Origin of the sequence: Thalassotalea hakodatensis, from assembly GCF_030295995.1 — a bacterium.
Lineage (GTDB): Bacteria > Pseudomonadota > Gammaproteobacteria > Enterobacterales > Alteromonadaceae > Thalassotalea_C > Thalassotalea_C hakodatensis.
The window spans coordinates 1-14,614 of the sequence record NZ_AP027365.1 but is presented as its reverse complement, the minus strand read 5'-3'; the positions used below and the strand labels follow the sequence as shown (position 1 = coordinate 14,614).

Sequence of the window (14,614 nt, the reverse complement as noted above, 5' to 3'; positions counted from 1 at the left end):
AGCGTTAGTCTAAGCCATTTTCTCGTGTCATATTTTCATTGTGTGATTGATGAACAATAATATTATCTTCAATACGAATGCCACCAAATGGCCTCATTTCATCGACTTTTGACCAGTTAATCATACTACCATTAGCTGATTTTTTTAAATCAGCTAGCAATGAGTCAATAAAATACATACCTGGTTCAATAGTAAACACTTGGTTTGCTTCAACCATTCTCGAAGTGCGTAAGAACGGATGATTATCAGGGGTATTGACATGAGTACCACGCTCGTCTGCCATAAAACCACCCACATCATGTACTTGTAACCCTAAGTGGTGACCCAAACCATGAGGAAAGAAGGTAGAAACAATGCCTGCTTCTAATGCTGACTCAGGAGTTACATTAATAAATGAAAACTCACTCAATACTTGAGCAATTTGTAAGTGTGTTGCTATATGCAGATCAACGTAACTTGCCCCAGGCTTTAGCCCATCCACAGTTGTTAGCATTAAGCGATCCATACGCGCAATAAGTTCTGCAAATCGATTATTTTCAAAGGCATAGGTTCGAGTAATATCAGATGCGTAGCCGTGATAGTTAGCGCCCGCATCAATCAAAAAGGAACGATGGGCATCAGGTTTCGCTTTATCAAGCATGGTGTAATGTAAAATTGATGCATTTTCATTTACACAGACAATACTACCGTAAGGGGTTTCATTTTCACCATATTGCATAGCAAATAAATAGGCTTGCATTATTTCATACTCACTAGCCCCTGCTAAAAATGCTTGTTCAGCGGCTTTATGACCGATTACAGCTAAGGCATTTGAGCGCCTTAAACACTCTTGCTCATAGGCAGTTTTATAGGCTCTATGATAGTGAATATAATTAAGCACGTTTTCAGGATTAATCGTTTCGAAACCAAGAGCTTGCGCTACTTCAATATGCGCGCCAATGTATGCGTAACCTTTTTTATCATACGGCAATAATTTATCAACATCTGTTGCTTTACTTAGCATTTTAATATTGAAATGCTCATTCCAATAATCTTCTGGTAATGCGATTACTTTATGCCAAAAATCTACTGGCTGATAATAAATCAATGTTGGTTTATCTTCGCCATTAAGCAAAAGCCAACTGTTTGGCACATCAATGATTGGCAACCAATGTTTAAAATGAGGGTTTACTTTAAAAGGGTAACCCGTATCGTCTAAAAAGGCTTTTAACTCTTGGCCTGAATGAATCACAAGCCCTTGCAAGTTTTCTCTTGCTAAAACTTGCTTAGTGCGTTGTTGTAACTCATCAATATGTGCAGGATATAAGCTTGCTAGTGTCATCATTTTCATGTCCAAATGTATCATAGTTTGATCTTAACACATGGTAAGTCATCGCGTTATATTCATCCGGTGTAATTGCTCAAATAATGGTGTTGGCTGGCCTACTTTTTGTTGATAAATTTGCTGATAAGCCAATACGCTTTTGACATATTCACGCGTTTCTTTAAAAGGAATTGTTTCTATCCAAATATCAGCTGGCATGCTATCAATTGCGGCTAACCACTTTTTCACTCGGTAAGGCCCAGCATTATAGGAAGCTGTTGCTAATATTTGATTACCGTCATATCTATCTAGCAAATTCTTTAAATATTTAGTACCTAAGCGAATATTGTTTCCACTATCAAATAAATAACTGTTTGATATTTTTTTCTTGCGAGTTAATTGTTTTGCTGTGCCAGGCATTACCTGCATTAAACCCTTCGCGCCAACAGCTGAGTTTGCATCTGACATAAATGAACTTTCTCGACGAGCGATGGCAAATGCCCATGCCGATGGTATTTTATGTTGATCTGAATACGTTGTAATTTGTTCATTAAACGCTAGAGGAAATCGTAAATCTACATCGTCTAAATACCCAACTCGTGATAACGCAAAAATAGCGCGATCATACCAACCTATTTCATTTGCTAACTTCGCCGCCCCTAACCTTTGTCGTTTATCAAGTGTCGACACCCAATAGTTCCATTCTTTTCGTGCATGATAAAAGCGACCAAGTCGAAACAATTCAAACGCCCTTTTACCTGCGGAGTTTTCAAATAGTGATTGCTTTTCTAGTTCAGAAAACACTAATGGGTTATGCTGTAAGTTCATCGGCTGCTGCAAATAACTTGCAGCTAAAAAACCGTAATAATGTCGTTGATCTGCAAGGCTTTTCAGCTGTGCCTTACCCGCAGTTTCATCACCTGTTTCAATTAAACTTCTACCATACCAATACCGCCACTGATAAGTACTTTGCTGGTTTTTCGGTAGTGCTGACAACACTTGCTTTATCGCATGCCAATCTTGTTGGCGTAATACATCAGCGATTTTCCACTGTACGATGTTCGATGTTAAGTGCTGGTCTGCTACTTTTGCTAACCAGGTTTTTGCTGCACGATGTTTTTTACTAGCAAGCGCTAATGAAAACTTAAGTGCCACTTGTTGCAACTGGTCATCTGTGATTGGAAATACTTTTGCCGCTTTGTTGAATGTAGCAATTGCATTGTCTGGACTTCGCCATATTAACCGTTTAATACCGTAAATGAAGATCTCAGTTTCTTTCTTAGACTTAGTCGGAAAGCGACTCAGTTTCGTAATATAGGCAGGGTTTCTTCTTACTTTATGCCAAAGCTTGCCTAGATATTGCTGCTTTTTTGGCATTAATGAGGTCAAGTATGGAATTAAGGTATGTTTGCCACCATCAGCAGCCTTTACTAAACGCTGCCATACATGACTCTGTGTACGTAAGCCTGCTTTTTGCCACTTCGCAAATAATGGATCACAAGACTTAGGCTGTGATTTACCGACAACCCACAAGCGATCAATATTTTTCAATATTTGCTGTTCTTCCGCCCCACTATTGAGTTTATATTGATAGTAATGACAGGTTAAATTGACATCAGACGTTGGTTTAAAAAACGCCATAAACAACGTTTGCCTGTTCCTCTTTATTAAATACTCTAACCATTTTTTCCTCAATGGCCAGTCAAGTGGGCTCCCTTCATATTTTGTTAAGAATTGCTCAATTTCTTTTGCCGATGTTAAACGCATTTTAATCATCAGCCGGCGTTGATCTAGGTACGGTTGTAGTGGGTAATAATGTAATTGCTTATATAAGTTAAGATACGTTGACGAGTCAGTTTTCCATAATTGACGTTCAGCTTTTAAAAACGTATCACGCATCTGCGCATTATCGAAAGCAAATGCGACTTGAGTAAAAAGACTAAACCAACAGAAAAAGAAGACACAAAAACGCAACATAAATAACCCTGAGAAAAACATTCTGTTTAAGAGTATTCAGGCTAGCATTACAAAGCAAGTAGTTATGAGGAATTTACACTAATTCAAAGAGAAAATAGTGTTACTAATAAACCACTGGTAGTATATCTACATAATCTTTTATTCTATGTGCTAATGCGTACTTATTTGCTACTTTCTTTACTTTTAAGCCTATCTTGTTTTGCTCAAGAACATAGCCTTAGTTTCGGTGTTGACTATCATCACCAGCAATCTTCTTCTAACGGTGTTCATCTTAGTTATCAATGGCAATTTTCCGAAAACTTCGCTATAGAAAGTCGTTTTGTTGATCATAGAACAATCATGATACAAACAAACGCTCAACAACAAGCCATCAAGCTTAAACGTGCAATGGTTGGCGTAAACTTTATTCGTCAAATAAATAATCAACTCACTATTAAAGCAGGCACAGGTTTTGGGTATCTAATTCATTCTGATAAACCTTCGTTAATTAATAAGGACAGTGTCTCTTCTTATCTTAACTTGGCAACTCAATTTCGCTTTACCAACCAGCTCGCAGTTGAGTTTGGACAAACTAGTTATTTTGATCACTCAACATTAAATGCCAATCACAACCTTTATGCACAAGTAACCTGGCTTTTTTCTGACTCGAAATCTGCCACTATTAAGTCCCCATCGACAAAAAGAACGCTCAAGCAACCGTTAGAAACACCTCTAAAACGAATAGCGATTAATACCAGTTCGCAGTGGCAAGTTCAATTAGGTGCTTTTGCTCAAAAAAGCTATGCAGAAGTATTATTAGCTAAGATAAAAACAAAAATAGGTCAAAAACATTGGAGCATTATCTACCAAAAAAAGCTTCACCGTGTGGTAAGTCAGCATTTTTTAGAAAAAGCCAATGCAGAACAACTTCTCAACATGTTAAAATCTCAATATTCTTTATCTGGTTTTCTTCGTCAAGTTAAATAGACTGAATATATCTATGCAAAATCTTTTCAATAATACCGATCATACACTAGATGCGTTGGGGCTTCGCTGTCCTGAGCCTGTGATGATGATTAGGATGAATATAAGAAAAATAAGTGCCGGTGAAACCTTATTGGTTATTGCCGATGACCCTTCTACGGCCCGTGATATTCCAAGTTTTTGTCGCTTTATGGAACACGAACTTATTGCTTCACAAACCGATGTCCTCCCTTTTCAATATGTGATCAAAAAAGGGTAATTGTTAACAACTACCCTTTTTAATATAGCTTTGCTTAATTATCGCGTTTCTATTTTAACAATTAAATCAACATGGTTTAATTTTGTAATACCGAAATATCAGCAATATCTAAAAAGCGATTACGTATTTCATTTAACAGGGTTAAACGATTCACTTTCACTTGTTCATCATCAGCCATTACCATGACATTATCAAAAAAGTTATCAATGGGTTGCTTAATGTTGGCAAGTTCAGCTAATGCCTGCTGGTAGTCTTGAGCTGCAACTAATGGTTGAATCTTTTCTTTTACTTTTGCAAAAGTATTAGCCAATTCTGTTTCATTGTCATCAGTAGCATAGTCAGTATTAAAAGTAGAAAATAATTGACCATCAAACTTGGCTAAAATATTACCTACTCGTTTGTTTGCAGCTGCCAATGTTTGTGCTGCTTCCATTGTTTTAAAATGATTTACAGCTAATACTCGCTTTTCAAAGTCTAGTGGTGCCGTTGGTGAGTTAGCTAAAACAGCCTGAATGACATCAACACTAATTTTTTGCTCTTGATAGTGTGCTTTAAATCGACCAAGCACAAAATCAATCACTTGTTGGGTTGTACTGTCATTCGTTAACACTTCACCGTATAAGTTCACACTTCGTGACACTAGATCAGCAATGTCTAAATCAAGCTGTTTTTCAATAATTATGCGAATCATGCCAATGGCAGCTCTACGTAGCGCAAATGGATCTTTATCGCCTTTTGGAGGTTGGTTTATACCAAATATTCCAACCAAAGTGTCAATTTTGTCAGCAATAGCTACCGCACAACCAATAACACCTTTAGGAATACTATCGCCAGAATATCTTGGTCGATATTGATCTTCTAATGCTTGTGCTACCTCAACGTCTTCGCCATCATGCTGCGCATAGTATTTACCCATGGTGCCTTGCACTTGAGGAAATTCTAATACCATTTCTGTCATTAAGTCTGTTTTACTTAATAGGCCTGCACGGTATGCCAGTTTAGGTGATTGATTGATTTTTTCAGCAATATATTCACTTAGCGACGCAATTCGTTCTGACTTCGTTTTTAACGTTCCTAATTGTTTTTGGAACAAAACGGACTCTAAACTAGCAAGCCTTGATTCAAGTGTTTGCTTTTTATCTGTTTTAAAGAAAAACTCGGCGTCCGCTAATCGTGGACGTATTACTTTTTCATTACCGAAGATAACCTGGTTAGCATCTTTACTTTCAATGTTAGCAACAAAAATAAATTTGTTTAATAATTTTCCCTGCTTATCCTCAACTGGAAAATATTTTTGGTGATCTTTCATTGAATAGATTAATGGCTCTGGTGGTACATCTAAAAATTCTTTATCAAAGCTACCGATTAAAGTAACTGGCCACTCAACAATTGAGGTAACTTCTTCTAACAATTCTTCATCAATTAATGCCACAGCATTTAGCTCTTGCTCAGCTTTTTTAATCTGATCAACGATTAATTGCTTTCTTTCTTGATAATCTGCAACAACATACGCTTGTTTTAACGTTGCAACATAATCATTTGCATGCTCAAGTGAAACTAAACCTTGATGATGGAATCTATGACCTTGTAGCACGTTGTTTGACTCAATACCTAACGCTTCACCTTTTATAATGTGTTCACCAAACATTAGTGTTAACGTATGAATTGGACGAATAAATTGTGTTCTTGAGCTACCCCAACGCATTGGTTTTGGAATTGGTAGCTTTGCAATTGCTTTATTAACCATTTCAGGAATCAATTCCTGAATTGTTTTCCCTGGTTGTAATGCTTTGTGTAGTAACCATTCGCCTTTATCGGTTTTTAAACGTTGTGCTTGTTCAATAGTGATACCATTCGATTTTGCCCAACCTAAGGCGGCCTTACTCGGGTTACCTTCTTCATCAAACGCTACATTTATAGCAGGCCCACGTTTTTCAATTTCTTTATCAGCTTGCTTTTCGATTAATTGTGTAATTTGCACGGCTAAACGTCTTGGAGAAGCAAACCAAGAGGCTTGTTCAAAACCTAGTTCGGCTTGTTCCAATTGTGTCGTTATTTGATTGTAGAAAGTGGTCGCTAATTTTTGTAACGCTTTCGGTGGTAGTTCTTCGGTACCTAACTCTATTAATAATGTTTCTTTAATCATTTTTTATTCTCCCACCTTTTTATCACCACACAGTGGGAAGCCTAATTGTTCTCTCGTCGCATAGTAAACCTCTGCACACGCTTTGGATAATGCCCGTACACGTAAAATATAGCGCTGTCTTTCTGTCACTGAAATTGCATGGCGTGCATCTAATAAGTTAAAGGCATGTGAAGCTTTCATCACTTGTTCATAAGCTGGTAATGCTAAGCCTTTTTCAATTAACTTTTCACTGTCTTTTTCACACTGATCAAATTGGCCGAATAGCGCTTTTACATCTGCATGCTCAAAGTTATATGCCGATTGCTCTAATTCATTTTGATGGAACACATCTCCATAGAGGACTTTACCCATCGGGCCATCTGTCCACACTAAGTCATAAATACTATCTACATTTTGAATATACATTGCTAAACGTTCTAAACCGTAAGTGATTTCGCCTGTTACAGGAGCACACTCTAAACCACCGACTTGTTGAAAATAAGTAAATTGAGTGATTTCCATTCCGTTTAGCCAAATTTCCCAACCTAATCCCCAAGCTCCAAGTGTTGGCGACTCCCAGTTATCTTCAACAAAACGGATATCATGTACTAAAGGATCTATACCAAGCTCTTTCAGTGAGTTTAAATATAACTCTTGTATATTCTTCGGAGAAGGCTTTAACATCACTTGAAATTGATAATAATGCTGTAAGCGGTTTGGGTTTTCCCCGTAACGACCATCTGTTGGTCTTCGACAAGGTTGTACATATGCGCTACTGATAGGCTCAGGTCCTACCGCACGCAAAAATGTCATGGGATGAAAGGTACCAGCACCAACTTCTAAATCTAAAGGCTGTACAATGACACAACCCTGTCGAGACCAGTAATCTTGTAGTTGTAAAATCAATCCTTGGAATGTTTTGCTATTAAACGTACTCATGCGTGCCTGTATTTATAATATAAAATTTTAATTTGCTGGCGCTAGTATAACGTTTGTCTGTTTATTCGCCTAGTTTACAGCAGTGATAAATTGAGCAAAAACTCGAATATTTTAACTTTTTATTTATATCTTTGATAAAACCGTATATTTCATGACCGGTCATTATTTCAAATGGATACTTCTCCTTGCTGTATATAAAGCCAGTTATATAAAGCTACTTATACCAATTCTATTAAATATTTAATTGAGTTGGTATTAAAAGTTAAACCATTCCGTTAAGGTTGTTTTCATTCGCAGGCATAGTTTGTTTTTTGACATTCTAATGGTCCTTGATTTGGCCTGTTTTTGCTTTTTAGGCATTACAACCTTTTTTACCCTGTCTGTGCACACCAGAGTATCTTACCTTGAACATAACGCAGACCATAGTGAAACTGATCCACAACGCAGGTTCATTTGTCACTTTAGCTACCTCGCTTATCTCAACCTAACCGGACTTATAAGTAATCAATACCCCAAAATACTATTACCGTTTGTGGAGCGGTAAGCTCCTTTGAAAAACTTATCCGCTTTAGGCACCACAAATGTTTTCACATCATCTAGCCACATCAATTACATAAAAAAATAGCCCTATCATAAAGATAGGGCTATGGTCGTATAAGCGTTTTATTCCCACCGATCAATTGCTTAATTGATCGGTATTGACTTTTTTATCTAAAACTAAACATCTAAGTTTTCTACTTTCAACGCATTTTCTTCAATAAAATGTCTACGAGGTTCAACATGATCACCCATTAACGTATTAAATAGTTGATCTGCTGCAATGGCGTCTTCAATCGTTACTTTCAACATACGCCTTGTTTCTGGGTCCATCGTTGTTTCCCACAGTTGATCTGGGTTCATTTCACCCAAACCTTTATAACGTTGGATATACTGCCCTCGTTTTGATTCAGCCATTAACCATGTTAACGCTTCATCAAAGGTTGAAACTGGCTTTATTTTCTCATTGCGTTTTACATAGCCGCCTTCTTCAATAAGGCCATTTATTGCAACGTTAAGGTCAATTAACTCTTTAAACTCTTTAGAATGTATAAATTCATAACCACAGTTATATACCTTATCAATTCCATGTTTTCTAACATTGAATCGAGGATAATAAATGTTACGCTCTTTATCTTGCTCTACCGAAGCTGTATAAATTGAACCATTGCCATCTTGATCATGAAGTTGCTTTAACAGGTTATCTTTCCAAGCCGTAACTTTCCCTTCATCTGAAAAATCTTCGATATTTATTGTCGATGAATAGATCATCTTAATGAGAATATCTTCTGGTATTTGGCGAGAAACACGTTTAATCGTGTTATATGCTCTTCTAAATTGATTTACTAATTTTTCTAATGCCAAGCCTAAAATTGCAGGTGCCGATTCATTTACATGTAATGAGGCATTTTCTAACGCTAGTGTTGTGAGGTATTCAATTAATGCATCGTCATCTTTAATATAACGTTCTTGTTTACCTTTCTTAACTTTATATAGTGGTGGTTGGGCAATAAAAACATGACCGCGTTCCATAATTTCTGGCATTTGACGATAGAAGAATGTTAATAACAAAGTACGAATATGAGAACCATCAACATCAGCATCGGTCATAATTATGATTGAATGATAACGAAGCTTTTCAGGATCATATTCATCACGGCCAATACCTGTACCCAATGCCGTAATTAATGTACCTACTTCTACCGAAGCAATCATTTTATCAAAGCGTGCTTTTTCTACGTTTAATATTTTACCCTTAAGTGGCAAGATTGCTTGGTTTTTACGATTGCGACCTTGTTTAGCTGAACCACCCGCAGAGTCACCCTCCACTATGTATATTTCAGATAACGCTGGATCTTTTTCTTGGCAATCAGCAAGCTTTCCAGGTAAACCCGCGATATCAAGTACACCTTTTCTTCTTGTCATCTCACGCGCTTTACGAGCAGCTTCCCTTGCTCTAGCGGCATCAACAATTTTCATGATTACTGTTTTTGCAGTACCCGGATTCTCTAATAGATATTCCCCAAGCTTTTCACCCATCGCTTGTTCTACCGCAGTTTTTACTTCAGAAGAAACTAGCTTATCTTTAGTTTGCGATGAAAACTTTGGGTCTGGGACTTTAACAGAAATAACCGCTGTTAATCCTTCACGGGCATCATCACCAGATGGATTTGTTTCACCTTTTTTAGATTTATTTAACCCTTCTTTTACCATGTAGCTATTTATGGTACGAGTTAACGCCGCTCTGAAACCACTTAAATGCGTTCCACCATCACGTTGAGGTATATTATTGGTAAAACAATGTATATTTTCTTGGAAACCATCATTCCATTGCATTGCTACTTCAACAGCAATTCCATCTTCACGTTCTAAGTCAAAATAAAATATCTCTTCATTTACCGCTGTTTTATTTGTATTTAAATAATCAACAAACGCTTGAATACCGCCTTCATAAAAGAAATGTTCTTCTTTACCTTCTTCACGTTCATCAATGAGTTTTATTGAGACACCTGAATTTAGGAAAGATAGTTCACGGATACGTTTTACCAGAATGTCATAATGAAACTCTACATCAGTGAATGTTTCTTCGCTTGGCCAAAACCTTAACTCAGTACCTGTTTGATCTGTTTCACCAACGAGTGCTAACGGTGCTTGCGGCTCTCCTAATTTATATTCTTGTTCGTGAAGTTCACCGTTCCTACGAATAGTAAGTGTTAGTTTATGGCTTAATGCATTAACTACAGAAACACCTACACCATGTAAACCACCTGAAACTTTATAACCAGAGTCTTCACCGCCAAATTTACCACCCGCATGTAATACCGTCATGATAACTTCTGCTGCAGAAACACCTTCTTCTGGGTGAATATCCGTTGGTATACCACGGCCATCATCTTTTACAGATACAGAACCATCAAGGTGAATAGTTACAACTATATCACTACAGTGACCTGCAAGTGCTTCATCTATTGAATTATCTAACACCTCAAAAACCATGTGATGTAAACCTGTGCCATCATCTGTGTCACCAATATACATACCCGGTCTTTTTCTTACAGCGTCCAGCCCTTTTAAAACCTTGATACTGTCTGAGCCATATTCATTTTCTACACTCATAGCTTTAGCCTACTCACTCATTAAAGAAATATTGCCATGTTTCACGTGAAACATTTTATAATTTTTGTTTTTCGGAACCAATGGTTCCACTGCACTTTTATCAATTGCGGTTATTATTGATTGACAATTCAATAACTGATTTGCCACAGACATTGCTGTTCTAGAACTTATGTCTAATTCAGCACCAATATCATCAATTAATAAAATTGGCTTTACTCGTTTAACTTTTTCAATTAACTTTGTTTGTGCAAAAGTTAACGCGAGTAAAAACAACTTTTGTTGGCCTCTTGAGAGTCTTTGCTCTAACGATAGTGTATTAAATTGAAATCTAACATCAAATTTATGAGCACCAAAAAGTGAATGGCCACGTTCACGCTCTTTCTCTTTATTTTGACTTAGCACGTCAAATAACTCTTTTTTACTGTGCCATCCCTGTAAATATTGAAGTTTAATGGCATCGTTAATTTCTGGTAATAACACCGATAACCAATTGGTGACTTCTGTTGATAATTCTTTTATATACTCCGATCTTAATGCGGCAATTGTTTCTGAAAGTTGGCAGAATTGATCTGTCCAATAGTGTAATTGCTGATCACTCAATCGTTGTTTTAAACATGCATTTCGTTGTTTTAATGTTTTATTAAACTGTCGCCAAACTTCAGGAAAAGAATGTTTCACGTGAAACAATCCTAAATCGATAAACTTTCTACGTTCTCTTGGCCCACCAATAAACAACTTAAAACTCTCTGGTGTAACAACTTGTACCGCTAAATTTCTTGCAAGCTCAGAAAGTTTTGTTTGGCGTTCACCGTCTATTTTAATTCGTTTTTCACCCGTTAGAGAATATTCAATGCCTAACATTTGATCGGTAGATGTTTTAGCGCTTAACACAAAACGTTGTGACTCATTGCGAACTAAATTACTAACATTCGTTGTTCTAAACGACTTTCCATGACTAAGATAATAAATACTTTCTAAAAGACTACTTTTTCCACTACCATTATCACCCAGAATAAAATTAAATTCAGAATGAAGCGAAACTTTTCCGTCTACTAAATTTCTAAATTGATATGCATTTAAATCTTTAATACTCATTACAAACGCATAGGCATCACAACATATAACGCTTCGTTTGAATCCTGCCCTTCGATAACAACACTACTGTTAGCATCAGCTAAAGTAAATTTAACCCCTTGCTCTTTAATTGCATTTAGTACATCAAGTACATAGTTTACATTAAAACCAATCTCGACATCTTCATAAGGAAAGTTCACTTCTAAAATTTCCTCTGCTTGTTCTTGTTCAGGATTATTTGCAGTAATTTTTAATTCACTGTCAGCAAAATTCAGACGTACACCTTTGAATTTTTCATTCGACAAAATTGAAGCTCTAGATAAAACTTGTTTAAGTTGATCTTTGTCTGCATTTAGTATTTTGTCACCATTGCGCGGAAGAACTCGGCGATAATCAGGAAAACGACCATCAACTAATTTACTGGTAAAAGAAAATTCAGTATCAATAATACGAATATGATTAGAACCTAAAAAGACTTGAACTTCTTCATCGACTGGGTCAAGTAAACGGATGATTTCTAAAATACCTTTTCTAGGTACAATCACCTGCCGATTTGGCAGTTGTAATTCATCATTTGAAATTTTACAAATAGCTAAACGATGACCGTCAGTTGCAACAGAGCGAATTTCATTAGCTTCTGTTTCAATAGACATTCCATTTAAGTAATAACGAACATCTTGGTTAGCCATGGAAAAGTGGGTACTTTCAATGAGGCGTAATAACTGAGCTTTACTTAATTTAAATTCAACGTCGCCTTTCCACTCTTCAATATTAGGAAAATCTGTTGCAGGTAAAGTAGATAATGAATACTTACTTCGACCGGAAGAAATAGTGACAGTATCTTCTGTAGATTCGAAGCTAATCAAGGCTCCATCAGGTAAGCTTTTACAAATATCTAAAAGCTTACGTGCTGGTATTGTTAATTTACCGTTGGCTTCGGCATTATCGATATCTGCATAAGCAACCATTTCCAACTCTAAATCTGTGGCAGTCAAAGTAAGTGACTGCTCACTAACTTCGATTAACACATTACCAAGAATAGGTAAGGTACTTTTACGTTCAACCGCTCCGGATACCAATAGCAATGGTTTTAACAATAATTCTCTATTTAAGGAAAACTTCATTTTTTACCTACTCTTTATTACTCTTTTTGTTAGGAAGATAACGTTCTATTTAAATTTGAATAATCTTCTTTAATATCATGAGATTCTTCACGTAATGCTTTTACTTTCCGACAAGCATGTAATACCGTTGTATGGTCTTTTCCACCAAACGCTTCGCCTATTTCAGGTAAGCTATGATTGGTGAGATCTTTCGATAAAGCCATTGCTATCTGTCTTGGTCTTGCTACCGAACGATTACGTCTTTTTGATAATAAATCTGATACTTTGATTTTATAATATTCAGCAACAGTTTTCTGTATGTTATCGATAGTAACTAACTTATCCTGTAAGGCAAGTAAATCTCTTAGTGCTTCTTTAACAAAATCAATATTAATTGCTCTGCCAGTAAAATTAGCATTAGCGATTACACGATTAAGTGCACCTTCTAATTCCCTAACGTTTGACCTTAAACGCTTAGCAATGAAAAAAGCAACTTCATCAGCGAGATTGACGTGACTCTCTTGTGCCTTTCTTTTTAATATCGCAACACGCGTTTCAAGCTCCGGCGGTTCAATCGCAATGGTTAACCCCCAGCCGAAGCGAGATTTTAATCTATCTTCTACACCATCAATTTCTTTTGGATAGCGGTCACTGGTTAAAATAATTTGTTGATTACCTTCTAATAACGCATTAAAGGTATGAAAAAACTCTTCTTGTGTACGCTCTTTATTAGCAAAGAATTGAATGTCATCTATCAATAAGGCATCAACAGAACGGTAGTACTGCTTAAATTTTTCAATCGCATTATTTTGTAATGCACGAACCATATCTTGAACAAAACGCTCTGAATGCATATAAGCTATTTTTGCATCAGGTTTATTCAACAAAATACCGTTACCAACTGCATGTAACAAATGCGTTTTACCTAAACCAGTTCCACCATATATAAACAAGGGGTTATAAGCAGAGCCTGGGTTATCAGCTACTTGAGAGGCAGCCGCTCGTGCTAATTGATTAGACTTACCTTCTACAAAGTTATCAAAGGTATAATTAACTCTAACATTCGTTTTTTTCGGTAAGTTTGATTCTGGAACCTGGTTATTCGGAGCTTTCGGTTGACTAAGCGTCGCGGAAGGCATGGAAGCAGTATTATTACTACTAACCTTAACTTTAGGAATACTACCAACATCAAAACGCAATAAAGGCGGATTGCCACTTTCTTCCAAGCTGACTAATTCATTAATACGATTAACATATTTATCACGAACCCAGTCTAGTACAAAACGATTTGGCGCATACAACGTCATGACATTATTATCTACGACACATTGAAGCGGTCTAATCCACATACTAAACTGCTGAGCAGGCAACTCTTCTTGTAATACTGACAAGCAGCGTTGCCACAAAGAATGATCCAACGATAGGCTCCTAGCTGATCTACCACTTTAAAATTAGAATAAAGGGATAAACCTGTTTATCTTTTTTATAATATCCAAGCATTATCCCTCTACTTATCCACAACTTCAATATTGACTTTTGACTATTTTACAAAAAAGTAAAAATAATCGTTAAAGTCAGCTATTTAATGGCTTGATTTTTTATTTATCACTTGAAAAGAGCAGAAATTAACATCAGAAAAAACGCAAACAAGGGATAGAAAGATGGAATTACAATCGTAAATGTTAGAAAACTGTGGATATGTACAGGATCGATAAAAA

The 14,614-nt window shown here is 36.5% G+C and carries 10 protein-coding genes; 2 read left to right on the top strand and 8 right to left on the bottom strand.

Features of this window, described 5'->3' with window-relative positions; translation table 11 throughout:
* Nucleotides 1-4: 4 nt before the first annotated feature.
* Both pepQ and QUE72_RS00045 read right to left on the bottom strand, forming a co-directional pair.
* Nucleotides 5-1,324 carry a Xaa-Pro dipeptidase gene (gene pepQ / locus QUE72_RS00050; RefSeq protein WP_074496271.1) on the bottom strand — a complete coding sequence of 440 codons (1,320 nt, stop codon included), beginning with the start codon at nt 1,322-1,324 and terminating at the stop codon, nt 5-7.
* A gap of 45 nt (nt 1,325-1,369) precedes the next feature.
* Nucleotides 1,370-3,280: a transglycosylase SLT domain-containing protein gene (locus QUE72_RS00045; protein ID WP_286270751.1), complete on the bottom strand. Its 1,911-nt coding sequence runs from the start codon at nt 3,278-3,280 to the stop codon at nt 1,370-1,372.
* A 153-nt stretch (nt 3,281-3,433) separates the two neighbouring features.
* On the opposite strand from QUE72_RS00045, the gene QUE72_RS00040 reads away from it, so the two are divergent.
* Both QUE72_RS00040 and tusA read left to right on the top strand, forming a co-directional pair.
* Entirely contained in the window at nt 3,434-4,246 is an 813-nt protein-coding gene (locus tag QUE72_RS00040) for an SPOR domain-containing protein (protein WP_286270749.1), read from the top strand.
* A gap of 13 nt (nt 4,247-4,259) precedes the next feature.
* Nucleotides 4,260-4,502 (top strand): sulfurtransferase TusA, encoded by a 243-nt coding sequence (gene tusA / locus QUE72_RS00035; protein ID WP_286270748.1) that lies wholly within the window; start codon nt 4,260-4,262, stop codon nt 4,500-4,502.
* Between the two features lie 76 nt (nt 4,503-4,578).
* On the opposite strand, the gene glyS is transcribed toward tusA, so the two are convergent.
* The 6 genes from glyS to dnaA all read right to left on the bottom strand — a co-directional run bounded on the left by glyS (nt 4,579) and on the right by dnaA (nt 14,314).
* Entirely contained in the window at nt 4,579-6,648 is a 2,070-nt protein-coding gene (glyS, locus tag QUE72_RS00030; RefSeq protein ID WP_074496268.1) for a glycine--tRNA ligase subunit beta, read from the bottom strand.
* 3 nt (nt 6,649-6,651) lie between these two features.
* On the bottom strand, nt 6,652-7,566 hold the full coding sequence (gene glyQ, locus QUE72_RS00025) for a glycine--tRNA ligase subunit alpha (RefSeq protein ID WP_286270745.1): 915 nt from the start codon (nt 7,564-7,566) through the stop codon (nt 6,652-6,654).
* A 717-nt stretch (nt 7,567-8,283) separates the two neighbouring features.
* Nucleotides 8,284-10,719 carry a DNA topoisomerase (ATP-hydrolyzing) subunit B gene (gyrB, locus tag QUE72_RS00020; protein ID WP_286270743.1) on the bottom strand — a complete coding sequence of 812 codons (2,436 nt, stop codon included), beginning with the start codon at nt 10,717-10,719 and terminating at the stop codon, nt 8,284-8,286.
* A gap of 9 nt (nt 10,720-10,728) precedes the next feature.
* Entirely contained in the window at nt 10,729-11,814 is a 1,086-nt protein-coding gene (gene recF / locus QUE72_RS00015; RefSeq protein WP_074496265.1) for a DNA replication/repair protein RecF, read from the bottom strand.
* A complete protein-coding gene (gene dnaN / locus QUE72_RS00010; protein ID WP_074496264.1) occupies nt 11,814-12,917 on the bottom strand; it encodes a DNA polymerase III subunit beta in 1,104 nt (367 codons plus the stop codon). The genes recF and dnaN overlap by 1 nt, the downstream gene beginning before the upstream one ends.
* Nucleotides 12,918-12,946: 29 nt before the next feature.
* On the bottom strand, nt 12,947-14,314 hold the full coding sequence (gene dnaA, locus QUE72_RS00005) for a chromosomal replication initiator protein DnaA (protein WP_074496263.1): 1,368 nt from the start codon (nt 14,312-14,314) through the stop codon (nt 12,947-12,949).
* Nucleotides 14,315-14,614: the final 300 nt, after the last annotated feature.